Source organism: Kitasatospora sp. NPDC029367, from assembly GCF_055569135.1.
The window spans coordinates 570-23,976 of record NZ_JBVHYH010000010.1; the positions used below are offsets into that span (position 1 = coordinate 570).

The window sequence follows — 23,407 nt, forward strand, 5'->3', positions numbered from 1 at the left end:
CTCCTCTCCTTCCCTCTTCCCTCCCCTCCCCCCCCCTCCCCCCCCCCCTCCCCCCCCCCCCCCCCCCCCCCCCCCCCCCCCCCCCCCCCCCCCCCCCCCCCCCCCCCCCGCCACCCTCCCGGCCCGCTTCCCGGTCGACCAGCAGACCGCCGAATTCGCCGTCCACGCCTGGGACCTGGCCCGCGCCACCGGCCGGTCCACCGAGGGCCTGGACCACCAGGTGGCCCGGGCGGCACTCGACTGGGCGCACGGCGCGCTCAAACCCGAGTACCGCGGCGACGAGGCCGACCACCACGCCTTCGGCCCCGAAGTCCCCGCCCCGCCGGACGCCCCGGCGTACGACCGGCTCGCCGCCTTCTTCGGCCGCGACCCGGCGGCGGGTACCGGCGCCTAGGGCCGACTGGCGCCGCCCGCGACGGACGGCGGGGTCAGTGCGCCTGGCCGGTGGCGGCGGCGCGCTTGATGGCCTCGCGGATGCGGGGGTAGCTGCCGCAGCGGCAGATGTTCTGGATCTGGTCGATGTCGGCGTCCGTCGGGTTCGGGGTGCGGCGCAGCAGGGCGACGGCGGTCATGATCTGGCCGGGCTGGCAGAAGCCGCACTGGGCGACGTCGCAGTCGATCCAGGCCTCCTGGACGGGGTGGAGGGTGTCGCCGTCGGCGAGGCCCTCGATGGTGGTGACGGTGCGGCCCGCGCAGTCCTTGACCGAGCGGGTGCAGGGCTGGAACTCCTGGCCGTCCAGGTGGCTGGTGCAGGCGCGGCAGACGCCCACGCCGCAGCCGTACTTGGGGCCGGTGACGCCGAGCTTGTCGCGCAGGACCCAGAGCAGCGGCATGTCGTCCGGGGCGTCGACGCTGACGGGCTGCCCGTTGAGGACGAAGGTGTGGGTGGGCATGGGGAGTCGAGGTCCTCAGAAGTTGATCGGGAAGGAGCGCGGGCTGGTGCCGGTGGCGCGGGCGTAGGCGTTGGCGACGGCGGCGGAGGCGGCCGGGACGCCCAACTCGCCCGCCCCGCCCGGGGATCCGCTGGGCGGCATCAGGTGGATCTCGACCGTCGGCGGGGCGTTGCGCTGCCGGGCGTAGTGGAAGTCGGCGTAACTGCCTTCCCGGAAGGCGCCGTTGTCGAGGTGGTTGCCGGCCTGCAGGATCACCGAGATGCCGTCCATCAGTGCGCCGGTCAACTGGGCTTCCAGGCCACGGGGGTTGATGGCCTGGCCGACGTCGGCGGCGATGACGGCCTTGGTGACCCGGGGGTTGGCGCGGTCGGTGGCGTCGAGTTCGACCAGGTAGGCGGCCCGGCCGCCGTTCTCGTCGTGGTAGCCGACGCCCTGGGCCTGGCCGTCGGGCATCGGGCGGCCCCAGTTGCCGGCCTTGGCGACGGTGTCCAGGAGGGTTCGGCCGGCGGCGTCGCGCACCCGGGCGCGCCGGAAGGCGACCTCGTCCTGGCCCATCCGGCGGGCGAGTTCGTCCATCATGATCTCGTCGGCGACCCGGACCATGCCGGAGTAGACGGAGCGCCAGCTGCCGGTGTGCAGCGGCAGCGGGAGTTCGGCGAGCAGCTGGGTGGGGATGCCGACGTTGTACGGGTTCTTCTCGGTGAGCAGGAAGAAGGCCTGGGCGAGGCTGATCCCGGCGACGGAGAGGTTGAAACCGGCGCCGGTGAGGGCCTCGCCGAGGCCGTGCGAGAGGTCGGTGCGCACGGTGGCGGCGCGGTGCTCCCAGGTGAGCACCTGGCCGAGGCCGTAGGTGGCGCGGATGCGGTGGTGGCTGGCGGGGCGCATCCGGCCGTGCCGCATGTCGTCGTTGCGGGTCCACATCAGTTTGACCGGGCGGCCGGCGGCCTGGGAGATCTGGGCGGCCTCCAGGGCGGCGTCGAAGAACAGCCGGCGGCCGAAGGAGCCGCCGCCGCGTACGACGTGGACGGTGACGGCGTTCTGCGGCAGGCCGAGTTCGGCGGCGATGGTCTGCTGGGCGATGATCGGGCTCTGGGCGGCGAACCAGAGTTCGGCGCGGCCGGGCCGGACGTCGGCGACGGCGGTGAGCACCTCCATCGGGGCGTGGTTGACGAAGGCGAAGTCGAACTCGCCGTCCAGGTACGGGGTGAGCAGCGGCGGCAGCAGGAACGGCGCGTGCGCGGCGCGCAGCCGGGCCCGGACGTCCTCGGTGGAGAGGTCGGCGGCCGGGCCGGGGTTCCAGGTGGTGCGCAGCGCGTCGCGGGCCCTGAGGGCCTGGTCGAAGGTCTCGGCGAGGACGGCGACGCCGGTGGGGATCTGCACCACGGCGAGGACCCCGGGCATGGCGCGGGCGACCGAGGCGTCCAGGGACTTGAGGGTGCCGTTGACGGTGGTCGGGCGGGCGACGACGGTGGGCGCGGCGCCCGGGATCTGGAGGTCCCCGGCGTACTTGGCGCGGCCGGTGACGATGTCGCGGGCGTCGATGCGGCCGGTGGGCCGGCCGACCAGGCGGCGCTGGTCGGCCGGCTTGGGGGTGGCGGGGACGGCGGGTACGGCCACGGTGGCGGCGTCGGCGGCGAGTTCGCCGAAGCGCAGGCGCCGGCCGTCGGGGGCGAGGACGGCGGAGCCGGCGGTGCGCAGGGTGGTCGCGGGAACGTTCCAGCGGTTCGCGGCGGCGGTGACCAGTCGGGCGCGGGCGGCGGCGGCCGCGGCGCGCACCGGGTCGTACAGCGAGCGCACCGAGTTGGAGCCGCCGGTGAGCTGGTTGAAGAGCAGTTCGGGGCGGCCGTCGGAGAGCGGCACGTCCACGTCGGTGAGGTCGGCGTCGAGTTCCTCGGCGACCAGCATGGCGATCGCGGTGGTGAGGCCCTGGCCGACCTCCAGCCGGGGCAGGTACAGCGCGGCACGCCCGGCGGGGGTGATTTCGAGCGCCAGCAGGTGGGAGGTCGGCAGGCCGGCGAGGATCATCGCGTCGCCGAGGTCGAGGACGTCGGGGATGCCGGGCAGGCCGAGCAGTTGCGGGGGCGCGGAGGCGTCGCGGGTGGCCGCGGCGGCGCGCTCGGCGGCCCGGGCGGTGGCGGGCGCGGCGGCGTCGAGGCCGAGCCGGGCGGCGACGGTGAGGGTGGGGGCAGCCAGCAGGTAGGTGAGGAAGCGGCGGCGGCCGGTGGGCCCACCGGTCTCGGCACGGTCCACGGGTTCGGCGGGGTCCACGGGCTCGGCGGGGTCCACGGGCCGTACGGGCTCCGCGGGGCCGGTGGGGTCCTCGCGGCCGGCGAGGCCCGAGGGGGCGGTGGAGGTACTGATGGGAGGGGCCCTTCGAGCCGGAGACGGCGCCGGATCGGGCGGGCGCGGACGGCCCCGGCCCCAGTGCCGGAGAGCGGACGCCGATGAGCATAGGAGGGCGTTACTGACGGGTCAACACGGCCAATCTTGGCCCTCCGGCCGGGTGGTGGAGGTGTCCGGTCCGCTTCGTCCGGGGGAGTCGGAGCGGGTACGGAGGGGTCTTCGGCCGGGCGGGCCGGGCGCCGGCGGGCCGCTCGGGGTGCTGTCGGACGATCAACAGGGCGCCGTCGTACGGGAGTTCACGGATCGTCCGGCGGTGCGGCGGGACCACGGAAGTGGACCGGGAAAATTCAAGATCAATGGACCTGTCGGCCGGTCCACTTCTTCCCTAGGCTGGACCCCGTCCCACCGAGGAGCGTTCCGAGCGGTAGTGAACGTCCGGCCCGCGCGCCGCCCGTCCGACCGGTCCACCGCCTGCGCGGTCGACCGTCCGCAGGGCCGCCCGCATGCCCGTCCGCATGACTGTCCGCATGACCGCCCGCCTGGATCCGACAGGAGAGATGTGCCGAACCAGAGCGCCGCCCGGCCCGCCCTGCTGCCCCCCGCCGGCCCCCAACGCACGCTCGCCGCAGCCCAGTTGGCGAGCGCGGTGGGCGACGGCGCCTACTACACCTGCTCCGCGCTCTACTTCACCCGTGTCATCGGGATGTCGCCGACCGCCCTCGGCTTCGGCCTCGCCGTCGCCTGGGCGCTCGGCTCGCTGGCGGGCGTCCCGCTCGGCGCCCTCGCCGACCGACGCGGCCCGCGCCGCACCGCCGTGGCCCTCGCGCTCGCCACGGCCGGCGTGGTCGCCGTCCTCCTGGTGGTCCGCTCCTACCCGCTGTTCCTGCTCGCCGTCTGCCTCTACGCCACCGCGCAGTCCGGCCTCACCGCCGCCCGGCAGGCCCTGGTCGCGGGCCTGGTGCCGACCGCCGAGCGCACCGGCCTGCTCGCCCACCTCCAGTCAACCCTCAACGGGGGACTGGCCGTTGGCGCCGCCATCGGCGGCATCGCACTCACCGTCGGCACCCCCGGGGCCTACTTCGGCGCCTTCACCGTCACCGCCCTCGGCTTCCTGGCCGGTGCGCTGGTGCTGCGCCGGCTGCCCGAGGCCCCGCCCGCACCGGCCGACCCGGCCGCCGGCCCGCGACTGGCCGTGCTGCGGGACCGCCGCTACGCGGCCGTCACCCTGGTCAACACCGTGCTGCTGCTGCGGATGCCGATGCTCAGCCTGATCCTGCCGCTGTGGATCGCCCAGCGCGCCCCCGGCCTCGGCTGGCTCGGCTCGGCGCTGTTCGTGCTCAACACCCTGGCGGTGCTGGCCTTCCAGGTCCGGGCGGCCCGCGACGTCAGCGGACTGGACTCGGCCGTCCGGGCCGTGCGCTCCTCCGGGGTGCTGCTGCTCGCCTCCTGCGCGGTCTGCGGACTGTCCGTGCTGTCCGTCCCGGTGTGGGCGTTCGCCGCCCTGCTGGTGGTCGCGGCCGTGCTGCAGGTGGTGGGCGAGATGCGGCAGTCGGCCGGCTCCTGGCAGCTCGGCTTCGACCTCGCGCCGCCGGAGCGGATCGGCCAGTACCAGGGCTTCTTCGGCACCGGCGTCGCTGTCGCCCGCACCCTGGGGCCGCTGCTGCTCACCGCGCTGCTGCTCGACGGCGGGCTCGCGGGCTGGCTGGTGCTGGGCGGGGTGTTCCTGGCCGCCGGGTACGCGATGGGCCCGGTGGCCCGCTGGGCGGCGCGCGACCGCGACTACCTGCCCCCGGCCCCCGCGCCGTCCTCCTCGGCCGTCGGGGCCACCGCCGCCGAGGCGCCGTAGAGGTCGTCGTCGCCGCCGTACGGCGCCGCGGGCCCGCCCGTGGGGGCCCGCCGCTCGGAGCGGTCGGCGAACAGGTCGTCCGGCGCTTCCTCCGCCAGGCCGTCCGGTACTTCCTCCACCAGGCCGTCCGACCGGACCGGCCGGCCGTCCCGCCGCTCGTTCCCGGTCATCGCACGCTCCAACCGCTTCTGCCGCTGTTCCGGATACGGCCGATGCTACTCCGCGGGCCCGCCGCGCAGCGCCCCGCGCGGGGGCATCGGAAACCGCTGGCACCGGCCCGCCGCCCGCTGGCATGCTGGCCGCGTGGACAGACCCCAGATCTGGCTCGACTTCGCCCCTGAGCTGCACCTCTTCGTCTCCGCGCCCCGGCGGGCCGGCCGCACCGCGCTGCGCACCGACGGCACCTCCAGCCTCGGCCACCTGGTCGAGTCCCTGGGTGTGCCGCTCACCGAGGTCGGCAGCCTGCTGGTGGACGGCCGCCCGGTGCCCGACTCGTACGTCCCGGCCGACGCCGAGCAGGTCAGCGTCGCCGCCGTCGCCCGGCCGCAGCCCTCGCCCGCCCCGCCGCGCTTCCTGCTGGACGTCCACCTCGGCACCCTCACCCGCCGACTGCGCCTGCTCGGCATCGACGCCGCGTACGAGAACCCCGACATCGGCGACGCCGCGCTGGCCGCCCGCTCCGCCGCCGAACAGCGCGTCATGCTCTCGCGCGACCGCGGCCTGCTGCGCCGCCGCGAACTGTGGGCCGGCGCGTACGTCTACAGCCACCGCCCGGCCGAGCAACTGCGCGACGTGCTCTCCCGCTTCGCCCCGCCGCTGGCCCCCTGGAGCCGGTGCACCACCTGCAACGGCACGTTGCGCACGGTGAGCAAGACCACGGTGCGCGAACAGCTGCACGACGGCACCGAGCGCTCCTACGACGCCTTCGCCCAGTGCGCGGACTGCGGCCAGGCCTACTGGCGCGGCGCCCACCACGCCCGGCTGGAGGCCATCGTCACCGACGCGGTGCGCGAGTTCGGGGGAGTCCCGAGGTAGCGGAGCCGGGTTCTCCCGGGGTCGGACAGATCGGACAGAGAGGCCGGGCCGTCGGATGAGCGATCAGCCGGTGCACCAACCCTTCGAGAGCGCCGAGACAGCGGACGCCCCGGTGGTGACCGCGCCCGACGGCGCCGAGGTCCGCCCGCTGCTGGTCCTGGACGGGCTCGGCAGCCTCGCGGTCTTCGAACTCGCCCCCGGGCAGGTCACCCACGCCGTCTCGCACGCCACCGTGCAGGAGCTGTGGCAGGTCACGGCCGGCCACGGCGAGCTGTGGCGGCGCCAGGACGGCCGGGAGGAGGTCCACCGGCTCGCCCCGGGGACGGCCGTCTCGATCCCGCTGGGCACCGCCTTCCAGTTCCGGGCCGATCCGGACACCGACGGGCCGCTGCGCATCACCGCCGTCACCATGCCGCCCTGGCCGGGCACGGACACCGAGGCGCGCCCCGAGGAGGGCCCCTGGAAGGCGACCGGCCGATGAGCCGGGGAAGGACGGGGAGGACGGGCCACCGGCGGTCACGCCGCACTGCCGCAGCCGCCGTCGCCACCCCGGTCCCGCAGGGGCGGGCGCAACGGGTGGTGATCGACCTCCGGCCGGTCTCGGCGCTGGAACTGCCGGTGGTGCGAGGGCAGTTGCGCTGATCAGCCGGTCCGCAGGCCGAGCGTCCAGATGTGCGAGCTGTAGCTGCCCATCCGGGTCGGGTGGCGTTCGACCAGGGTCGCGGTCAGGCCCTCGGGGCTGCGGCGCAGCGAACCGATGAAGCGGTGCCGGTCGGCGGGGTCGAGCGGGAGCAGTTCGGCGAGCACCGCGTCGTCCAGCTCCCGCCCGACGGCGCGCAGCACTCCGGCGTCCAGTACCAGCAGGGTGCCGTCGGGCAGCACCAGCGGCTCGGGGGCCAGGGCGTCGCACAGCAGGGGGCCGGGCTGGACCACCCCGCCGGGCAGCAGTCGCACCACCCGGCTGCCGGTGGGGTGGCGGCGGTCGGTCTCCACCACCCGCAGGCCGGTGCCGACCGCGCCGACCACGTAGTGGCCGTAGCTGCGCCAGGAGTCGACCACGACCCCGTCCCGGTCGTGGGCCCTGGTGTCGAAGGCGCCGTATCCCTCCAGGCCCAGGAGAAAGCGCCCGTCGCCGAGCGCCGCACCGCGCTCCCCGCGCAGCTCGGCGACCAGGGTGCCGTCGGCGAGGTCCAGCAGCAGGGCCGGGCCGAGGTGGCCCCAGGCGGTGTAGTCGAAGGAGTCGGTGGTGACCAGCACCCGGTCGGCGGAGAGGTGCGCCGCGTTCGGCCGGCCCGGGCAGGGGCGGCGCCAGCGGACCTCGCCGCTGGGGTCGACCCAGCTGAGCTCGCCGTCCCCGCCGTGCACGGCCCAGCCGTCGCGCCGCGCCAACGGCCCCGCCGGGCGTCCCTGCGGACGGCCGCCGGACTCGCGACGGTGGTTCATGACCGTGACCTGCCAGCTCCCCATGGTGCGGATGCTATCGGCCGGGCCCGAACGACGGGTGTCGTTCCGGTAGCTGCTCACGGAGCCCTGACGGCGGACAATCTTCCCAGGACCAGTGGAGGAGGCGAGGGTGGAGCCCGTGGAACCCGTGGAGCCCGTGGAACCGGCGGAGTTCGAGGTGATGATCGAGATCCCGCAGGGATCGCGCAACAAGTACGTGATGGACTTCGACGCGGGCCGGATCCGGCTGGACCGCACCCTCTTCACCGCCACCCGCTACCCCGCCGACTACGGGTACGTCGAACGCACCCTCGGCGGCGACGGGGAACCGCTGGACGCACTCGTGCTGGGCGGCGAACCCGCCGTCCCCGGCTGTGTGCTCACCTGCCGGGCGGTCGGGATGTGGGTGATGCGCGACGAGCGCGGCCCCGACCAGAAGGTCCTCTGCGTCCCGGCCCGCGACCCCCGCTACGCCGAGCTGCGGGACATCGGTGACCTGCCCGAGTTCGACCTGCTGGAGATCACCCACTTCTTCCAGGTCTACAAGGACCTGGAGCGCGGCAAGTCGGTCGAGGGCTCGCACTGGGCGGGGCGGGACGCCGCCTACGCCGAGATCGCCGACTCGCGCGCCCGGGCGGCGGGCACCCGCTTCGCCCGCCCGGCCTGAGCCCGGGCCGCAGCTGAGCCCGGGCCCGGCCCGGGCTCAGCGGTGCACCGACTCAGAGCCGCGCGCTGCTCAGGATCGCGCGCACCTGGGCGGCGATGGCGGCCTCGTTCTGCTCGAACTCCGCTGAGGTGACGCGGTCCTGCTGGTCCGGGAGGCCGGTGAGGACCGGGGTGTGGAGGTGGCCGCCGGGCAGCCCGGGGGCGAGGTCGAGGCGCAGGCGGTTGGAGCGGTAGGCGACCTCGTTGGAGAGGTAGCCCCCGCCGCCCCCGGCGACGGCTCGGGAGCCCGGGGTCGGGCCGTCGGGGCGGTCGACCGGGTCGGTGGCGCCCGCGGGGATCTCGGTGACGGGGGTGTTGAGCAGCACGGGGTAGGGCTGCTGGACGGCCGTCATGGCGTCGGTGGGCAGGGTGGTCCGGATGAACTGCGGGCCTTCGCCGAGGCCCGGGGCGTCCACCGGGTGCTGCCAGGTGCCGCCGGAGAGCGCGCCGAGGTTGTCGGTGGCCGGGTCGGCGGAGCGGGCGCGGCCGGCCCAGGCCTCCAGGGTGAACATGCCGGGGTAGCCCTGGCTGATGCTGGTGATCAGGTCGGCGGACTGCGGGCCGCCGGGCTCCAGGTGCGGGCCGAAGGCGCGTTCCACGATGCCCTGGTCGAAGTCGCGGTAGCGCACCGGCAGGACGACGGCCCGCACCTCGGCGGTGCTGCCGTCGGCGAGGGTGATCCGCTGCCCGTGCAGTTGCAGGACGGCCGCGCCGGAGGGGTTGGCGCGGCGCGCTTCGGTGTCCAGGCCGTACGGGTCGAAGCCGCTGACGAAGATCCGTCGGACGCCGGGGCCGGGTTCGTCGGCGAAGCCGTCGCCGAGGCCGCGCGAGGCGTCCTCGAAGCGGGCCCGCAGGGCGGCGTGGTCGACGTCGAACCGGGGCTGCCACTGGGCGAGTCGGACGGTCATGGCAAGTCGCGCCCAGTACAGCGGGCGGTCGTCCAGGGCGGGCAGTTCGCCGCCGGGGCGGCGGCCCTGGGCGCGGTCGAGGCCGGCCTGCCAGAGCTTGCGGCCCCAGCTGTCGACCACCCGCTGGGCGCGGTCGGCGGTGCGGGCGGAGCAGAGCGCGGCGGGGAAGGCGTGGAGCAGGTCGGCGAGGCCGGAACGCTCGGTGAAGGCGGTGGTCCGGGCGTCCTGGAGCCGGGCCTGTTCGGCGTCCAGCGGGGCGGTGGTGACGGTCCGGCAGCCGACCGGTGCGGCCTGGGCCCCGGCGGCTGGGGCGAGCAGTGCGGCGAGGGTGCCGACGAGCGCGGTCACCACGGCGGCGGAGCGGCGGGCGGTCCGGCCGGTGGTGGAGCGGGTGGTGTCGGGGCGGATGGTGTCGGAGCGGCGGGCGTTTGTCATGCCCACTGACATTAGGCGGCGGGCTGACACCCCGCCAGGGTGCCTGCGCCGTACCCGTAGGCTGAGCGGGTGACACCCCTCGATCCGACCGTGAAGTCCCTGATCAGCGACCCCTACGGCGCCTACGCCGCGCTGCGCGCCGAGGCGCCCGTGCACCGGGTCACCGGCCCGGACGGGCTGCCCGTCTGGCTGGTCACCCGCTACCCGGACGTCCGCCGGGCGCTGGCCGACCCGCGCCTGGCCCTCGACCGCTCGCACGCCGCCCCCGGCAACTACCGGGGCTTCGCGCTGCCGCCCGCGCTGGACGCCAACCTGCTCAACATGGACCCGCCGGACCACACCCGGATCCGCCGCCTGGTCGGGCAGGCCTTCACCCCGCGCCGGATCGCCGCCCTGCAGGCCCCGGTCGAGCGCGTCGCCGAGCAGCTCCTCGACGCCGTCGAGGCGGCCGCCGGACCGTCCGGCCGGGTCGACCTGCTCGCGGCCTACGCCGCCCCGCTGCCGATCACCGTCATCTGCGACCTGCTCGGCGTCCCCGAGGACGACCGGCAGGACTTCCGGGCCTGGACCGACACCCTGATCACCCCGGACCCGGACCACCCCGAGCAGGCCCGCGCCGCCGTCAAGGCGATGCTCGGCTTCTTCACCGGCCTGATCGAGCGCAAGCGCACCACCCCGGCCGACGACCTGCTCTCCGACCTGATCGCCGTCCGCGACGAGCACGCCCAAGGCGGCGGAACGGGCACGGAGGCCCAGGGCACGGAGGTCCAGGGCAAGGAGGTCCAGGGCAAGGAGGTCCAGGGCAGGGAGGCCCAGGACCGCCTGAGCGAGGACGAACTGACCTCGCTGGCCTTCCTGATCCTCTTCGCCGGCTACGAGAACACCGTCCACCTGATCGCCAACGCCGTCCTCGCCCTGCTCACCCACCCCGAGCAGCTCGCCGCCCTGCGTGCCGAACCGGAGCTGATCGCGGGCGCCGTCGAGGAGTTCGCCCGCTTCGACGGCCCGGCCCCGCTGGCCATCCGCCGCTTCCCGCGCGAGGACGTCACCATCGGCGGGGTCACCGTCCCGGCCGGGGAGACGGTGCTGCTCGCGCTGGCCTCCGCCAACCGAGACCCCGAGCAGTTCGCCGACCCCGACCGGCTCGACCTGCGCCGCCGGGAGAACGGTCACCTCGCGCTCGGCCACGGCATCCACTACTGCCTGGGCGCCCCGCTGGCCCGGCTGGAGACGGCGCTCGCGATCACCGCCCTGCTGCGCCGCTTCCCCGACCTCGCCCTGGACGCCCCGGCCGAGGAGCTGCGCCACCGCCCCGCGCTGCGGGCCCGCGGCCTGCTGGAACTCCCCGTCCGCATCCGGCCGGACGGGCGGGAACCGGCGTGAGCTCTACAGCGTTGTCGGGGTCGAACAGCGTGATTCGGACGGTGGTGGAGGAAGCCCCATGAGTGTGGCCCTGACGAAGGGTGGCAACGTCTCCCTGAACCGGCAGGCGCCCGGCGTGCGGTCCGTCCGGGTGTGCCTCGGGTGGACGGCCGGAGCCGGGTACGACCTGGACGCCAGCGCGCTGCTGTGCGGCCCGTCCGGGAAGGTCCTCACGGACCAGCACTTCGTCTTCTTCAACAACCTGCAGAGCCCGGACGGCGCGGTCCGCCACCTGGGCTCCGGCGGGGGCGGCGAGGACGCGGAGCGGATCGAGGTCCGGCTCGGGGACGTCTCGGCGCAGGTGGAGAAGGTCGTCTTCGCGGTGGCGATCTACGACGCGGCGCAGCGGCGGCAGAGCTTCGGCCAGGTGCGCCGTGCGTATGTGCGGGTCGTCGACGCGGACAGCGGCACCGAGGTGGCCCGGTACGACGTGACGCCCGAGACGGGCAGCGAGACGGCCATGGTGTTCGGCGAGCTCTACCGCAACGGCGCGGACTGGAAGTTCCGCGCGGTCGGGCAGGGCTACGCCTCGGGGCTCGCGGGCATCGCGACCGACTTCGGGGTCGACGTCCTGCAGCCCGCGCCGGTGGCCCCGGCTCCGGCCCCGGCCCCGGCCCCCGTTCCCGCGCCCGCGCCGGCCGCGCCGGTGGCACCGCCGGCCGTCCCCGCTGTTCCGAAGGCCCAGCCAGCTACAGGGAGTTCACCCGTGACGTGTTTCTTCGACCCCACCCACGGTGCCGGTTCGGCCGTGGTGCTGTGGCAGCCGCAGTGGGGCGTGCCGCGCCAGGTCGAGGCCTGCGCCGCCTGCGCCCAGCGGGTGCAGACCACCGTCCCGCCCTTCTACACCCCGCCGCAGGCCGGGTACCCGCAGCCCGGCTATCCGCAGGCCGGGTACCCGCAGCAGGGGCAGCCGCAGGTGCCCGCCCAGCAGCAGGAGCAGGGCGGCCGCCGCTTCGGCACCGGCGCGATGATCGGCGCGGGTGCGGCCGGCCTGGTCGGCGGCATGCTGCTCAACGAGGCGCTGAGCGACGACGAGCCGCAGGTGGTCGTCAACAACTACTACGAGGACGACGACTCCTTCTTCTAAGCCGTCTCCTGCTCAGTCGTTTCGCGGGGCCGTCAGCGACGCCCCCTCGCTCAGCCGGTGCGGTGCAGGTCGCACTGCTGCTGGATGGCCGAGGGGGCGTCGCTGCTGACGATGGCGACCTTCGGCACCGGGCCGGTGGTGGGGGCGTCCTCGGTGGTGCAGACGAGCTGCTGGATGGCGGGGGCGGACAGCGAGGCGGCGGGCCAGGAGAGCCGCAGGGTGACCACGCCGGGGGTGGCGGTGGCCTGGACCCGGCCGCCCTTGGGGAGGTCGCTGTACAGCCCGGCGCGCTGTTCCGTCCGGTCGGGCCCGGCCAGCAGGGTGTCCAGGGTCTGCTGGAGGTCCTCGCGCCGGGTCGCCGGGCGGATGGCGGGCCGGATGCCGTGCTGGTCGAGGAGGTACAGCCGGGTGCCGGGCTGGACGCCGGTGGCCGGCTGGCCGCTGCGGACCGAGCCGGTGGTGGAGATCGAGCAGCCGACGGTCAGCAGCAGGACGGCGGCCAGCGGGACGAGTCGGCGGACGGTCACCACTCCTCCTCCCCGTCCAGCCCGCGGGGCAGGAGCAGGGTGAACACCGCTCCGCCGTCCGGCACGTTGGCGGCCTCGATGAGGCCGCCGTGCAGCCGGGCGTTCTCCTGGGCGATGGCCAGGCCCAGGCCGCTGCCCTCGGAGCGGGCCCGGGACTTGTCGGCCTTGTAGAACCGGTCGAACAGGTGCGGGAGTTCGGCGGGCGGGATGCCCGGACCGTGGTCGGTGACGGTGAGCACCAGTTCCTCCTCGCTGCCCCGCAGGGCGAGCCGCACCGGCGGGCGGCCGTGTCGCAGGGCGTTGCCGACCAGGTTGGCGACGACGACGTCGAAGCGGCGCGGGTCGAGCCGGACGGGCAGGGCGGCGGGCAGGTCAAGGTCGACCTGCTCGCCCCAGCCGCGCAGGTCGAGGGTCTCGCGCACGGCGGTGGCGGCGTCGACGGTCTCGGTGCGCAGCGGGGCGGCCCCGGCGTCCAGCCGGGAGATCTCGATCAGGTCGTTGACCAGCCTGGTCAGCCGTACGGTCTCGTTGCTGATCATGCGCAGTGCGGTGGCGGTGTCGGCGGGCAGCTGTTCGGCGTCCTCGTCGAGGATGTCGGTGACGGCGAGCATCGCGGCCAGCGGGGTGCGCAGTTCGTGCGAGACGTCGGCGGCGAAGCGCCGGCCCTGGGACTCGACGGCGCGCAGTTCCTCGATGGTGCCCTGGAGGGTGCGGGCGGTGTGGTTGAAGGTCTTGGAGAGCTGGGCGAGTTCGTCGTGGCCGGTGACGGTCAGCCGGGTGTCCAGCTTGCCCTGGGCCAGGGCCCGGGCGGCGCCGCCGAGCGCCCGGACCGGCCGCAGCACCTGGCGGGCGGCCAGCAGGGCGAGTCCGGCGGCCAGTACGGCGGCGAACGCCCCGGCCCCGGCGGCGCCGGCGAGCAGGGCGGTGGCGGCGCTCTGCTCGCGGTCGAGGGGGAGCAGGGCGTAGACGGTGAGCCCGGACGCCCCGGCGGGGCCGCCCTTCGCGTAGGTGACGGGGACGCCGACGGCGAGCCAGGGGTGGCCGTCGGCGGCGAAGCGCTGGAACGCGGCGTGGCCGGTGTCGACGGTGTGCTGGAGGGCCGGCGGGACGGCCACGGACTGGGTCCACTCGGAGTGCTCGGTGCCGTAGGAGGCCAGCACCCGCCAGTCGCGGAAGCCGCCGGTGCCCGACAACTGGACGGCCAGGCGGTCGAGTTCGCCCTGGGTGGGCGGGAAGGGCAGGGCCGGGGCGAGCACGTCGACGCGGCGGCGCAGCTCGTCCAGGGCGGTGTCCTTGGTCAGGTCGAGGGTGGAGGTGGTGGCGGCCCGGTAGGTGAGGGTGGCGGTGGCCAGTGCGCTCAGGGCGGCGACGGCGACGAAGGCGACCAGCAGGCGCGGCCGCAGCCCGGCGACGGCGCGGCGCAGCCGGACCAGCCGCGGCGGGTGCGGGCCCGGCCGCGGGGGCGGGTCGTCGGACGGTCGGGGTGCGGTGGCCGGTGCGCTGGTCGGCGCGGGGCCCGGAGTGGGGCCCGGGGTGGCGGCGGCGGTCACTGCGGCCCGAAGCGGTGGCCGCAGCCGAGGCCGCAACCGAGGCCGCAGCCGAGGCCACGGCGCAGGCCGCGGCGCAGCCCGCAGCGCGGGCCGAACGCCGGGGCCTCGGGTGCGGAGTCGTCGTCCTCGATCAGGAGTAGCCGTGCCATGGGAGCCAGTATCGGGGGTTGACCTGGGGGAACGCGCCACCGGTGGCGGTCGGGGCCGGGTTCTTGCCAAAAACTCATACATCGCTCACAGGCTGCGCAGGCGCCGCTCAGTCGATGACCACCGCCATGTGCCCGTAGGTGGCGTAGCCGTCGGCGAAGTCGTCCTCGGAGACGGTCGTCCGGCCCCGCGCGGGGTCGTTGAGCGACACCCTGCCGCCGCTGAACCCGGTGACCACGACGGTGTGCTCGGCCGGCCCGGCGTACAGGACGCTCCGTCCGTCGTAGGCCGTGTAGGTGGTGCTCCGGAGGTGCCGCCAGAGGTAGTCCACCCAGACGACCGCCGGGTGGCCGGCGGCCAGCTCGTCCTTGAGCTGCTGGACGGAGATGCCCGAGCCGTCCTGGCGCACGGTGAGCCCGTACGAGCGGGCGGCCTTGGCGACGGGCGGGGAGTAGACGCCGAAGCCGGTGCCGGCCGTCTCGGAGCCGTCCGGGTCGCCGACGAAGGCCTCGTAGGGGTCGCCGGAGCGCGGGCCGGAGTGGCCGAACTCGGGGTGGTCCCGGTCGACGCCGATCCGGTCCAGGATCTGCTGGTCGTCGGCGGTCACGCCGCGCGCGGCGAGGAGCATGCGCAGGGCGGCCGCCTCGCAGTCGTTGCCGAGCTGCTGCTCGTAGTACGGCACGGAGGCGGCAGCGGGGGTGGCGGCGGGGGCGGCAGACACGGGGCCGGCGCCCGCCGCCAGGGTCGTGGTGGTGAGGGTCGCGGTGGTCAGGACGGCGAGCCAGGTCGCCCGCGCGCGTGAGGTGATCGACATGGGCATGACGCTACGAAGGATGGTCGCGCTCCGCAGCCGGTGGGCGACGATCAGGTGACGGACCGTATGCGTTGGTGCTCCCGGCTGACCGGCTGACCGGCTGACCGGCTGACCGGGCGACCGGCTCAGCCCGCGGCCCGCCGGTACGCCCCCGCCCGGGCGGCGGCCTCGGCGGCTGCCGCGGCGCGGTCGGCGGCGGCCTCGTCCAGCGGCTCGGCGGTGGTGAGCATCCGGTAGTAGAGCGGCGCGGAGACGGCCCGGATCACCTCGAACGGGTCGGTGTCGGGCGGGAGTTCGCCGCGTTCGACAGCCTCGGTGACGCACGGCGCCCACTCCTCGACCCGGCGCCGGTAGAAGTGCCGCAGCGCCTCGGCCGTGCCCGGGTCGCCGTTGGCGGCCACCAGGACGGCGCGGAACAGCGCGCCCTGCCGCGGGTCGGCCAGGGTGCGCCGGACCAGTCGGGCGTTGGCCCGCAGGTCCTCGGCGAGCGAGCCGCTGCGGGTGCGCGGTAGGGACTGCTCGGCCATGTCGGAAAGCAGGTCGGCGAGCAGGGCGGTGGTGCTGCCCCAGCGCCGGTAGACGGTGGTGCGGCCGACCTCGGCGCGCTGGGCGAGGTCGCCGAGGTCGAGGCCGGCGAAGCCGTGCTCGACCAGGGCGTCCTCGGCGGCCCGCAGGACGGCGGCGCGGACCCGGGCGGTGCGGCCGCCGGGGCGGACGGTGCCGGGCGTGGAGGGCTCGTCGACCATTAACGGGATTCCTGTTCCATTAGTTGGGCGGGGTCTGCTAGCTTCGAACCATCCTAACGGAACCAGAGTCCCATTAGGGGCTTCGAGGAAGGCACCGCCATGTCCACCTCCACCGAACCCACCTCCACCGAACCCACCTCCACCGGCATGGAGTACCGCCGCCTCGGCGCCTCCGGCCTCAAGGTCCCCGCCCTCAGCCTCGGCACCGGCACCTTCGGCGGCCGCGGCCCGCTGTTCGGCGCCTGGGGCAGCACCGACGTCCAGCAGGCCCGCCGCCTGCTCGACATCGCCCTCGACGCCGGGGTCACCCTCTTCGACACCGCCGACGTCTACTCCGACGGCGCCGCCGAGGAGGTGCTCGGCCAGGCCCTGCGCGGCCGCCGCGACCAGGTGCTGATCTCCACCAAGGCCGGCCTGCCGCTCGGCGACGGCCCCCAGGACGCCGGCACCTCCCGGGCCCGGCTGGTCCGCTCCGTCGAGGACGCGCTGCGCCGCCTCGACACCGACCACCTCGACCTCTTCCAGCTGCACGCCTACGACGCCGCCACCCCGATCGAGGAGGTGCTGGCCACCCTGGAGGACCTGGTCCGCGCGGGCAAGATCCGCTACACCGGCGTCTCCAACTTCTCCGGCTGGCAGCTGATGAAGTCCCTCGACCTGGCCGAGCGCCACGGCCGCCCCCGCTACGCCGCCCACCAGGTCTACTACTCCCTGGTCGGCCGCGACTACGAGTGGGAGCTGATGCCGCTCGCCGAACAGGAGGGCGTCGGCGCCCTGGTCTGGAGCCCGCTCGGCTGGGGCCGCCTCACCGGCCGGATCCGCCGCGGCGAGCCGCTCCCGGCCGGGAGCCGGCTGCACGACACCGCCGACTACGGCCCGCCGGTCGAGGAGGAGCTGCTGTTCCGGGTGGTCGACGCCCTGGACGAGGTCGCCGCCGAGACCGGCCGCAGCGTCCCCCAGGTGGCGATCAACTGGCTGCTGCGGCGCCAGACCGTCTCCTCCGTCATCATCGGCGCCCGCAACGAGGAGCAGCTGCGGCAGAACCTCGGAGCCGTGGGCTGGTCGCTGACCCCGGAGCAGGTCGCCCGCCTGGACGCCGCCAGCGCCCGCACCGCGCCCTACCCGTACTTCCCGTACCGCCGCCAGGAGGCCTTCGCCCGCCTCAACCCGCCGCTCGCGGGCTGACCCCGCCGGGGCCGTTCTCCGGGCCCCGCCGTGTTCAGCCCCGCCGTGTTCAGCCCAGCCGGTCGGCGGCTTCGAGGCAGGCGGCGACCGTCGGCTGGTGGGCCGTGCCCTGGCGGACCGCGGTCTCGATCGTGCGGGTGAGCGTGGCGTCCGACACCGGCCGTACGGTCAGCGACGGCGGCAGGCGGTCGGTGGCGAGCCGGGGGATGAGCACGGTGTGGCCGCCGCTCGCGGCGAGGGCGGTCATGGCGGCGAAGTCGGTGCAGGTGTGCCGCACCCGCGGGGTGAAGCCGGCCGAGCGGCAGGCCTGGAGGACGGCGTCCCCGCAGGGGGTCTGCGGTGGGGCGGTGATCCACGAGGTGTCCGCGAGCTCCCGCAGGTCGACCGGTGCCCCCGCGCCGCCCGCGGCCGTCGCCGGGTCGGCGGCCGGGTGGTCGGCCCGCAGCACCGCGACCAGCGGATCGGTCCGCAGGGTGCGGGTCTCGATGCCGGGGTGCGGGGGCGCGGCGAGGTTGGTGTAGCGGTAGACGAGCGCGACATCGGCCCGGCGCTGGAGCAACAGCCGTACGGCGGCCTCGGGTTCGGCCTCGGTGATGTGCACCTCCAGGCCGCGGTGGGCGCGCTCCAGGGCCTCGCCGAGCGGGGCCGCGACCGGGACGAGCGCGCTCGGGAAGCAGGCGAGGTGCACCGGGCCGGTCGGCTCCCCGGCTCCGGTGCGCAGCCGTTCCCGGGCCTCCTCGAGCGCCGCGAGCACCGCCCCGGTGTCCGCGGCCAGCCGGTGCCCGGCTGCGGTGAGGTGGACGGAGCGTCCGGTGCGCTCCAGCAGCGCGGTACCGGCCTCCTCCTCCAGCAGCCGCAGCTGCTGGGAGACGGCGGAGGGCGTGACGCGGTGGAGTTCGGCCACGGCGGTCACCGTGCCGTGCGCCTCCAGGTCGCGCAGGAGGACGAGTCGTCGGACGTCGAGCATCAGTCCAGCTTAAGGGCCTGCTGTAGGAGATGTAGCTGGACGCGGAGGCGGGCGGACGGCGAACCTGACTGCCCCGACCCCAGTCCCCGAGCAGTACGGGAGTGTCTTCGTGCGTGCCACCGTGATCCACGGCCCCAACGACATCCGGATCGAGGAGGTGCCCGACCCGGTGGTCCGGCGGCCCACCGACGCGGTGGTGCGGGTGGTCAACGCCTGCATCTGCGGCAGCGACCTGTGGGCGTACCGGGGCGTCGCCGCCCGGGTCCCCGGGCAGCGGATCGGCCACGAGTTCCTCGGCGTGGTCGAGGCGGTCGGCGCCGAGGTGACCGGCTTCATGCCGGGCGACTTCGTGCTCGCCCCGTTCGTCTGGTCGGACGGCACCTGCGAGTTCTGCCGGGAGGGCCTGCACACCTCCTGCCCCGAGGGCGGCTTCTGGGGCCAGGTCGGCTCCGACGGCGGCCAGGGCGAGGCCGTCCGGGTGCCGTTCGCCGATGGCACCCTGGTCCGGCTGCCCCGGGAGGCCGCCGGTGAGGAGAAGCTGCTGCCCGGCCTGCTCGCCCTCTCCGACGTGATGAGCACCGGCCACCACGCCGCGGTCTCCGCCCGGGTACGCCCCGGTGCCACCGTCGCCGTGGTCGGCGACGGCGCGGTCGGACTGTGCGGCGTGCTCGCCGCCCACCGGCTCGGCGCCGGGCGGATCATCGCGCTCGGCCGGCACGAGCGGCGCACCGCGATCGCCCGCGACTTCGGCGCCACCGACGTCGTCGCCGAGCGCGGCGAGGCCGCCGTCGAGGCGGTCCGGGAGCTGACCGGCGGGCTCGGCGCGCACGCCGTGCTGGAGGCCGTCGGCACGGAGGAGTCGATGCGGACCGCCGTGTCCATCGCCCGCGACGGCGGGACGGTCGGCTACGTCGGCGTGCCGCACGGCGGCTCCGCCGGTGTGGACATCTCGCAGATGTTCGACCGGAACGTCTCCCTGGCCGGCGGTGTCGCCCCGGCCCGCGCCTACATCCCCGAGCTGCTGCCGGACGTGCTCTCCGGCGCGATCGACCCCGGCGCGGTCTTCGACCGCACCGTGGACCTCGACGGCGTCCCCGACGGCTACCGGGCGATGGACGAGCGTTCGGCGCTCAAGGTCCGCATCGCCTTCTGAGGCAACTCGCCCCGGGGGGCGGTCGGATCGTGTGGTGCCGCGATCGCCGGTTCCCCCGCTGCCCTCTTGTTCAAAGTTGATCGACTGCCCTATCTTTTGCTCAGCTTCAAGCAACTCATTGCAGATTCGAGCAGGGGGATCGATGGGCCACATCGCCGCCGAGAACGTCATCGCCCTGGACATCGGCGGCACCGAGATCAAGGGTGCCGTGGTGGCGGAGGACGGAACGGTCCTGCGCAGCGAGCGCCGGCCCACCCGGCCCGCCCGCGGCGGCGGCGCCGTCCTCGACACCGTGCTCGGCTGCGCCGCCGAACTCGCCGAGCTGGCCCGGCGGGCCGGAGCCCCGCCCAGGGCCGTCGGCGTCGTCGCGCCCGGCCTGGTCGACGAGACCGCGGGCACCGTGGTCAAGGCGGTCAACCTCGACTGGCACGACCTCCCGATCCGCGACCGGGTGGCCGAACACCTCGGCCTCCCGGTCGCGTTCGGCCACGACGTCCGGGCCGGCGGCCTCGCCGAGGCCCGCCTCGGCGCCGGGCGCGGCAGCGACTCCTTCGTCTTCGTCCCCGTCGGCACGGGCATCGCCGCCGCCGTGGTGACCGGCGGCCGCCCACAGAGCGGCGCGCGCGGCATCGCGGGCGAACTCGGCCACCTGGTGGTACGGCCCGGCGGCGAGCGCTGTGCCTGCGGCGGCCGGGGCTGCCTGGAGACCGTCGCCTCCGCCTCCGCGATCTCCCGCCGCCACGCCCGGCTCACCGGCGCCCCGGACCTCGGTGCCGAGGACGTGCACCGGCGGGCGACGGCCGGCGAGCCCGTCGCCACCCAGGTCTGGGCCGAGGCGGTGGCGGCCCTCGCCGACGGCCTGGCCGCCACCACCGTCCTGCTCGACCCGGAGCGGATCGTGATCGGCGGCGGCCTCGCCCGAGCCGGGGCGGACCTCCTCGCCCCCCTGGGCACGGCACTCGCCGAGCGGCTGGCGTTCCGTACCCCGCCCCGGCTGGTCGCCGCCGAACACGGCCGCAGCGCGGGCTGCCTCGGTGCGGCCCTGCTGGCCCGGGATCTGTTGGCCCGGGAGCTGTCGGCCGGGGATCTTCCGGCCGGGGACGTGCCGGCCGGGGACGTGCCGGCCGGGGACGTCCCGACCGGGGGCCCGTTCGTCCAGGCCTCGTCGCCCGGAGGCGCGTCGTGATCCTCACCGTCACCCTCAACGCCGCCGTGGACGTCACCTACCGTCTCGACCGGGTGGCCCAGCACGGCAGCAACCGGGTCGGGACCGTCACCGAACGGGCCGGCGGCAAGGGCGTCAACGTCGCCCGGGTGCTCGCCGCGCTCGGTCACCACACCGTGGTCACCGGCCTGGTCGGCGGCGCCACCGGGCAGGCCCTGCGGGCCGACCTCGCGGCCGCCGGGCTGCGCGACGAACTCCTCCCGATCGCGGGCTCCACCCGGCGCACCGTCGCGGTGGTCGAGGACGCCACCGGCGACGCGACCGTCTACCTGGAACCCGGCCCCGCCGTCACCGCCGAGGAGTGGTCCGACTTCACCGTCCGCTACCGCCGACTGCTGCGCACCGCCCGGGCCGTCGTGCTGTCCGGCTCGCTGCCCCTCGGCGTGCCGCCGGACGCCTACGGGCAGTTGGTCGCCCTTGCCGTAGAGGCGCGGGTGCCCGCCCTCCTCGACGCCGAGGGGCCCGCCCTGCTCGCCGGACTGGCCGCCGGCCCGGCACTGATCAAGCCCAACGCGGCCGAACTCGCCGCGACGGCGGGGCCGGTGGACCCGCTCACCGGCGCCCGGCTGCTGCGCGCCGCCGGTGCCCGAGCCGTCGTCGTGTCCCTCGGCCCCGGCGGGCTGCTCGCCAGCACGCCGGAGGGCGACTGGCATGCCCGCCCACCCGAGGCCGCGCGCGGCAACCCGACCGGCGCCGGCGACTCGGCGGTGGCCGCCCTCACCGCGGGCCTGGTCGCCGGGACCCCATGGCCGGAGCGGCTGGCCGAGGCCGTCGCCCTGTCCGCGGCGACCGTGCTCGCGCCGCTGGCCGGGAGCTTCGACCCGGCCGACCGGCGCCGGCTGTTGCCGCTCGTCCGGGTCGAACCCGTCCACCCGCCCGGGCCGACCCCCACCCGGCCCCCGTCCTCCGGCCCGCAAGGCGGACCGCACCCCGCGTGAACGGTCGGTCCGGCTCCGGTCATACCTGCTCTCGGTAGACCCTGATCTCCACCGGCCTGTGCTCGCGGACGACCGCCCAGGCCCCTCGATCGGTCAGCCCCTCGGCCCACTGATCGAGATCGTCTTCGGTGTCGTGGAAGAACCACGACTCGAAGCTGCCCAAGGCACTCAAGGGTGCGGCGGAGTCATACCGGAGTTCGCAGTGGACCTGCAGGTAGTGGTGGTGATCGCCGCTGCTGTCGTTGATCTCGAACTGCCGCGTGAGGTCCAGCGAGAACGTCGGCGGGCCATCGAACGAGTAGGTGCCGTACTGGAAGAGCAGCCCGTCGGCGTCGGGTGTGTCCGGGGTGTCGAAGCGGGACCGGCCGAAACGGAGGAACGCCGACCAGGCGTCCTCCGTGTTCAGATCGGCGACTGCACGCTGCCCGGCCTGCAACTCGTCCTGCAACAGGTGCACGGCTTCATCCGTCGACGCTCTCCCCGGCATGCCCTGATCTCCCAACTCGCGGAAACGGGTGGCCAGCGTAGCTGCCGCCCGGCCGGCGGACGTGGCGGTGGTCGGCGACCGGGTCGCGGTGCGCGGTGGCCGGCCGACCGGGGCCCGGGCGGGTCAAGTGCTCCGCGTTCGGTGAGGCGTAGCGGTCCGTCGAGGTGCTGCGGCCCGGTGCGGTGGCCCGGTGAGGTGCGGTGGCGGGGCCCGGTGAGCCCCGCCCGGGGCCGTGGCGTCGGTCAGTGGTGCTCGGAGCGCTCGGCGGTGTGGCCGCCGGCGGTACTGGCGGGGGCCTCGGCGACGGTGGCGGTGCGGGGCGCGGTGTGCTGGCCGTAGGCGGCCCCGAGGGACAGCAGGGCGGCGGCGGCGATCAGGAGGGCGGATATCCGGCGGGTCATCGGAGTCCAATCAGCTGAAATGGATACTGACGCCAGAAGCATGACACACCAGCAGCTCATGGCACAGGGAACGGCAGGGGTTCAGCCCGCCCGGCGCCGCTGCAGCAGCGAACCGATCTCCGCTGCGGCGGCGTCGAGTTCGGCGAGGAAGGCGTGCAGCACCGGATTGCGGTTGGAGGCCCGGGTCATCCCGATCCGGCGGTGCAACTGGGGGTGGTCCGGCCGGCAGACATGTACCCCGGCGTCGTCGGCCAGGCCGAGCGCGGGGATCAGCGCCACGTCCATCCCGCGCCCGGGCAAGGTTGACGGTGACCCGGTAGTGGTCGCTGCGGCAGCGCACCCGGGGCGGAACCCCTCGGCCGCGCAGGCGCGTTCGAGCACCGGCTCACCGGTGCCGCCGCCGTGGGTGCCGATCCAGCTTTCGTCCGCCAGCTCCGCCAGCCGTACCACCGGGCGCCGCCCCAGCCGGTGCCGGGGCGGCAGCACGACCAACTGCGGCTCGGTGAAGAACACCCGCACCTGCACCGTCGACTCCCGGTACCACGGGTCCAGCGGGTGCTCGAAGACCACGGCCGCGTCCAGCCGGCCCGCCTCCAGGTCGGGCACCAGCTCGTGCGGCTGGCCCGTCACCAACTCAAGCTCCACCCGCGGGTGCCGGGCCGCGAAGCCGGACAGCGACCGGGACAGGGGCGAACATGGGTCGATTCCGACGTGAAAGAGCCTCAGTTGTCGTTATCAATAAACCCTGGAGGCTCGTCGTCAACGCAGATTGTGACGCCAACATCAACCGGCTGACTGTAGTCCACGTGAAGGACGAACTCGACGCCGCCTTCCTCGCCTTGGAAGTGGTCGTTCTCGCCATGTGGCGAGATGTTGCTGACCCACACGTTCGCGTCGCCCAGGTTGTAGATGAAGTCCTGTTCAACGGAATGGCCGCCAGGAGTTTGGATTTCGCTGGGCCCTGCGTCCCTCACTTCGCCAGCGGTTACGTGGACCACAGCGTGCCGGGTGTGGACAACGCCGGGCAACCCAAAGTTCTTGGGTATTCGCCCTTGCTGGCCCCTATACCTGATTCGGAATGACTTTGGCACCTCTACCTCCTGAATCTCAGGAAGAGGCAGCCAGTCGACCCTAGCCACCTTCGTCTTCC

26 protein-coding genes are annotated in these 23,407 nt (G+C 75.1%); 11 read left to right on the top strand and 15 right to left on the bottom strand.

The annotated features are described in order from the left end of the window. The first annotated feature begins 220 nt into the window (after window positions 1-220). Entirely contained in the window at window positions 221-394 is a 174-nt protein-coding gene (locus ACZ4W5_RS08160) for a hypothetical protein (protein WP_465653566.1), read from the top strand. Window positions 395-428: 34 nt separating this feature from the next. Here ACZ4W5_RS08160 and ACZ4W5_RS08165 read toward each other — a convergent pair whose 3' ends face one another. Beyond that, window positions 429-893 (bottom strand): (2Fe-2S)-binding protein, encoded by a 465-nt coding sequence (locus tag ACZ4W5_RS08165; RefSeq protein WP_465653567.1) that lies wholly within the window; start codon window positions 891-893, stop codon window positions 429-431. Window positions 894-908: 15 nt separating this feature from the next. Continuing rightward, the gene (locus ACZ4W5_RS08170) at window positions 909-3,179 is read right to left on the bottom strand and encodes a xanthine dehydrogenase family protein molybdopterin-binding subunit (protein ID WP_465653568.1); all 2,271 of its coding nucleotides are present in this window, start codon (window positions 3,177-3,179) and stop codon (window positions 909-911) included. A gap of 616 nt (window positions 3,180-3,795) precedes the next feature. On the opposite strand from ACZ4W5_RS08170, the gene ACZ4W5_RS08175 reads away from it, so the two are divergent. Further along, the gene (locus ACZ4W5_RS08175; protein ID WP_465653569.1) at window positions 3,796-5,082 is read left to right on the top strand and encodes an MFS transporter; all 1,287 of its coding nucleotides are present in this window, start codon (window positions 3,796-3,798) and stop codon (window positions 5,080-5,082) included. Here the strand turns inward: ACZ4W5_RS08175 and ACZ4W5_RS08180 are convergent. After that, the gene (locus ACZ4W5_RS08180) at window positions 5,016-5,252 is read right to left on the bottom strand and encodes a hypothetical protein (RefSeq protein WP_465653570.1); all 237 of its coding nucleotides are present in this window, start codon (window positions 5,250-5,252) and stop codon (window positions 5,016-5,018) included. The genes ACZ4W5_RS08175 and ACZ4W5_RS08180 overlap by 67 nt on opposite strands. A 133-nt stretch (window positions 5,253-5,385) precedes the next feature. On the opposite strand from ACZ4W5_RS08180, the gene ACZ4W5_RS08185 reads away from it, so the two are divergent. Continuing rightward, the gene (locus tag ACZ4W5_RS08185) at window positions 5,386-6,117 is read left to right on the top strand and encodes a Mut7-C RNAse domain-containing protein (protein ID WP_360234390.1); all 732 of its coding nucleotides are present in this window, start codon (window positions 5,386-5,388) and stop codon (window positions 6,115-6,117) included. Window positions 6,118-6,172: 55 nt separating this feature from the next. Continuing rightward, window positions 6,173-6,598 (top strand): cupin domain-containing protein, encoded by a 426-nt coding sequence (locus ACZ4W5_RS08190; RefSeq protein ID WP_402480674.1) that lies wholly within the window; start codon window positions 6,173-6,175, stop codon window positions 6,596-6,598. Window positions 6,599-6,759: 161 nt separating this feature from the next. Here the strand turns inward: ACZ4W5_RS08190 and ACZ4W5_RS08195 are convergent, their stop codons facing one another. Continuing rightward, window positions 6,760-7,584, bottom strand: coding sequence for a hypothetical protein (locus tag ACZ4W5_RS08195; RefSeq protein ID WP_465653571.1), 825 nt, complete (start codon window positions 7,582-7,584; stop codon window positions 6,760-6,762). Between the two features lie 157 nt (window positions 7,585-7,741). Between ACZ4W5_RS08195 and ACZ4W5_RS08200 the strand changes: the two genes are divergently transcribed. Next, complete coding sequence (locus ACZ4W5_RS08200; RefSeq protein ID WP_360234486.1) at window positions 7,742-8,227, top strand: inorganic diphosphatase; 486 nt, start codon at window positions 7,742-7,744, stop codon at window positions 8,225-8,227. 52 nt (window positions 8,228-8,279) lie between these two features. On the opposite strand, the gene ACZ4W5_RS08205 is transcribed toward ACZ4W5_RS08200, so the two are convergent. Then, window positions 8,280-9,608, bottom strand: a complete 1,329-nt coding sequence (locus ACZ4W5_RS08205) for a pyroglutamyl-peptidase I (RefSeq protein WP_465653572.1) — start codon at window positions 9,606-9,608, stop codon at window positions 8,280-8,282. Window positions 9,609-9,677: 69 nt separating this feature from the next. Between ACZ4W5_RS08205 and ACZ4W5_RS08210 the strand changes: the two genes are divergently transcribed. Both ACZ4W5_RS08210 and ACZ4W5_RS08215 read left to right on the top strand, forming a co-directional pair. Further along, window positions 9,678-10,991 (top strand): cytochrome P450 family protein, encoded by a 1,314-nt coding sequence (locus ACZ4W5_RS08210; protein ID WP_465653573.1) that lies wholly within the window; start codon window positions 9,678-9,680, stop codon window positions 10,989-10,991. A gap of 58 nt (window positions 10,992-11,049) precedes the next feature. Further along, on the top strand, window positions 11,050-12,117 hold the full coding sequence (locus ACZ4W5_RS08215) for a TerD family protein (RefSeq protein ID WP_465653574.1): 1,068 nt from the start codon (window positions 11,050-11,052) through the stop codon (window positions 12,115-12,117). A 50-nt stretch (window positions 12,118-12,167) separates the two neighbouring features. On the opposite strand, the gene ACZ4W5_RS08220 is transcribed toward ACZ4W5_RS08215, so the two are convergent. The 5 genes from ACZ4W5_RS08220 to ACZ4W5_RS08240 all read right to left on the bottom strand — a co-directional run bounded on the left by ACZ4W5_RS08220 (window position 12,168) and on the right by ACZ4W5_RS08240 (window position 15,901). Continuing rightward, window positions 12,168-12,644 (bottom strand): GerMN domain-containing protein, encoded by a 477-nt coding sequence (locus ACZ4W5_RS08220; protein WP_465653575.1) that lies wholly within the window; start codon window positions 12,642-12,644, stop codon window positions 12,168-12,170. Beyond that, on the bottom strand, window positions 12,641-14,194 hold the full coding sequence (locus ACZ4W5_RS08225; RefSeq protein WP_465653576.1) for a HAMP domain-containing sensor histidine kinase: 1,554 nt from the start codon (window positions 14,192-14,194) through the stop codon (window positions 12,641-12,643). Before ACZ4W5_RS08225 ends, ACZ4W5_RS08220 begins: the two co-directional genes overlap by 4 nt. Continuing rightward, the gene (locus tag ACZ4W5_RS08230; protein WP_465653577.1) at window positions 14,191-14,343 is read right to left on the bottom strand and encodes a hypothetical protein; all 153 of its coding nucleotides are present in this window, start codon (window positions 14,341-14,343) and stop codon (window positions 14,191-14,193) included. Before ACZ4W5_RS08230 ends, ACZ4W5_RS08225 begins: the two co-directional genes overlap by 4 nt. A 107-nt stretch (window positions 14,344-14,450) precedes the next feature. Further along, complete coding sequence (locus ACZ4W5_RS08235) at window positions 14,451-15,155, bottom strand: C39 family peptidase (protein WP_465653578.1); 705 nt, start codon at window positions 15,153-15,155, stop codon at window positions 14,451-14,453. A gap of 125 nt (window positions 15,156-15,280) precedes the next feature. Continuing rightward, window positions 15,281-15,901: a TetR/AcrR family transcriptional regulator gene (locus tag ACZ4W5_RS08240; RefSeq protein ID WP_465653579.1), complete on the bottom strand. Its 621-nt coding sequence runs from the start codon at window positions 15,899-15,901 to the stop codon at window positions 15,281-15,283. A gap of 147 nt (window positions 15,902-16,048) precedes the next feature. On the opposite strand from ACZ4W5_RS08240, the gene ACZ4W5_RS08245 reads away from it, so the two are divergent. Beyond that, window positions 16,049-17,086: an aldo/keto reductase gene (locus ACZ4W5_RS08245; RefSeq protein ID WP_465653643.1), complete on the top strand. Its 1,038-nt coding sequence runs from the start codon at window positions 16,049-16,051 to the stop codon at window positions 17,084-17,086. A 49-nt stretch (window positions 17,087-17,135) separates the two neighbouring features. Here the strand turns inward: ACZ4W5_RS08245 and ACZ4W5_RS08250 are convergent, their stop codons facing one another. Beyond that, window positions 17,136-18,053: a LysR family transcriptional regulator gene (locus ACZ4W5_RS08250; protein ID WP_465653580.1), complete on the bottom strand. Its 918-nt coding sequence runs from the start codon at window positions 18,051-18,053 to the stop codon at window positions 17,136-17,138. Between the two features lie 109 nt (window positions 18,054-18,162). Here ACZ4W5_RS08250 and ACZ4W5_RS08255 point away from each other — a divergent pair, with 109 nt between their 5' ends. From ACZ4W5_RS08255 to ACZ4W5_RS08265, 3 genes are all read left to right on the top strand, one after another. Next, window positions 18,163-19,206, top strand: a complete 1,044-nt coding sequence (locus tag ACZ4W5_RS08255; RefSeq protein WP_465653581.1) for a zinc-dependent alcohol dehydrogenase family protein — start codon at window positions 18,163-18,165, stop codon at window positions 19,204-19,206. 142 nt (window positions 19,207-19,348) lie between these two features. After that, the gene (locus ACZ4W5_RS08260) at window positions 19,349-20,392 is read left to right on the top strand and encodes an ROK family protein (protein ID WP_465653582.1); all 1,044 of its coding nucleotides are present in this window, start codon (window positions 19,349-19,351) and stop codon (window positions 20,390-20,392) included. Next, complete coding sequence (locus ACZ4W5_RS08265) at window positions 20,389-21,369, top strand: 1-phosphofructokinase family hexose kinase (protein WP_465653583.1); 981 nt, start codon at window positions 20,389-20,391, stop codon at window positions 21,367-21,369. Before ACZ4W5_RS08260 ends, ACZ4W5_RS08265 begins: the two co-directional genes overlap by 4 nt. 19 nt (window positions 21,370-21,388) lie before the next feature. On the opposite strand, the gene ACZ4W5_RS08270 is transcribed toward ACZ4W5_RS08265, so the two are convergent. The 4 genes from ACZ4W5_RS08270 to ACZ4W5_RS08285 all read right to left on the bottom strand — a co-directional run bounded on the left by ACZ4W5_RS08270 (window position 21,389) and on the right by ACZ4W5_RS08285 (window position 23,396). Next, window positions 21,389-21,826 (bottom strand): hypothetical protein, encoded by a 438-nt coding sequence (locus tag ACZ4W5_RS08270; protein ID WP_465653584.1) that lies wholly within the window; start codon window positions 21,824-21,826, stop codon window positions 21,389-21,391. A gap of 272 nt (window positions 21,827-22,098) precedes the next feature. Then, window positions 22,099-22,257, bottom strand: a complete 159-nt coding sequence (locus tag ACZ4W5_RS08275; protein WP_360234345.1) for a hypothetical protein — start codon at window positions 22,255-22,257, stop codon at window positions 22,099-22,101. 81 nt (window positions 22,258-22,338) lie between these two features. Further along, window positions 22,339-22,983: a LysR substrate-binding domain-containing protein gene (locus tag ACZ4W5_RS08280; RefSeq protein ID WP_465653644.1), complete on the bottom strand. Its 645-nt coding sequence runs from the start codon at window positions 22,981-22,983 to the stop codon at window positions 22,339-22,341. Then, complete coding sequence (locus ACZ4W5_RS08285) at window positions 22,980-23,396, bottom strand: hypothetical protein (RefSeq protein ID WP_360234342.1); 417 nt, start codon at window positions 23,394-23,396, stop codon at window positions 22,980-22,982. Before ACZ4W5_RS08285 ends, ACZ4W5_RS08280 begins: the two co-directional genes overlap by 4 nt. Between the last annotated feature and the right edge of the window lie 11 nt (window positions 23,397-23,407).

Coding starts and splice junctions, on each gene's coding strand:
- ACZ4W5_RS08165 (WP_465653567.1), bottom strand. CDS start 893: ATGCCCACCCACACCTTCGTCCTCAACGGGCAGCCCGTCAGCGTCGAC.
- ACZ4W5_RS08180 (WP_465653570.1), bottom strand. CDS start 5,252: ATGACCGGGAACGAGCGGCGGGACGGCCGGCCGGTCCGGTCGGACGGC.
- ACZ4W5_RS08190 (WP_402480674.1), top strand. CDS start 6,173: ATGAGCGATCAGCCGGTGCACCAACCCTTCGAGAGCGCCGAGACAGCG.
- ACZ4W5_RS08195 (WP_465653571.1), bottom strand. CDS start 7,584: ATGGGGAGCTGGCAGGTCACGGTCATGAACCACCGTCGCGAGTCCGGC.
- ACZ4W5_RS08200 (WP_360234486.1), top strand. CDS start 7,742: ATGATCGAGATCCCGCAGGGATCGCGCAACAAGTACGTGATGGACTTC.
- ACZ4W5_RS08205 (WP_465653572.1), bottom strand. CDS start 9,608: ATGACAAACGCCCGCCGCTCCGACACCATCCGCCCCGACACCACCCGC.
- ACZ4W5_RS08215 (WP_465653574.1), top strand. CDS start 11,050: ATGAGTGTGGCCCTGACGAAGGGTGGCAACGTCTCCCTGAACCGGCAG.
- ACZ4W5_RS08230 (WP_465653577.1), bottom strand. CDS start 14,343: ATGGCACGGCTACTCCTGATCGAGGACGACGACTCCGCACCCGAGGCC.
- ACZ4W5_RS08235 (WP_465653578.1), bottom strand. CDS start 15,155: ATGTCGATCACCTCACGCGCGCGGGCGACCTGGCTCGCCGTCCTGACC.
- ACZ4W5_RS08240 (WP_465653579.1), bottom strand. CDS start 15,901: ATGGTCGACGAGCCCTCCACGCCCGGCACCGTCCGCCCCGGCGGCCGC.
- ACZ4W5_RS08245 (WP_465653643.1), top strand. CDS start 16,049: ATGGAGTACCGCCGCCTCGGCGCCTCCGGCCTCAAGGTCCCCGCCCTC.
- ACZ4W5_RS08250 (WP_465653580.1), bottom strand. CDS start 18,053: ATGCTCGACGTCCGACGACTCGTCCTCCTGCGCGACCTGGAGGCGCAC.
- ACZ4W5_RS08260 (WP_465653582.1), top strand. CDS start 19,349: ATGGGCCACATCGCCGCCGAGAACGTCATCGCCCTGGACATCGGCGGC.
- ACZ4W5_RS08275 (WP_360234345.1), bottom strand. CDS start 22,257: ATGACCCGCCGGATATCCGCCCTCCTGATCGCCGCCGCCGCCCTGCTG.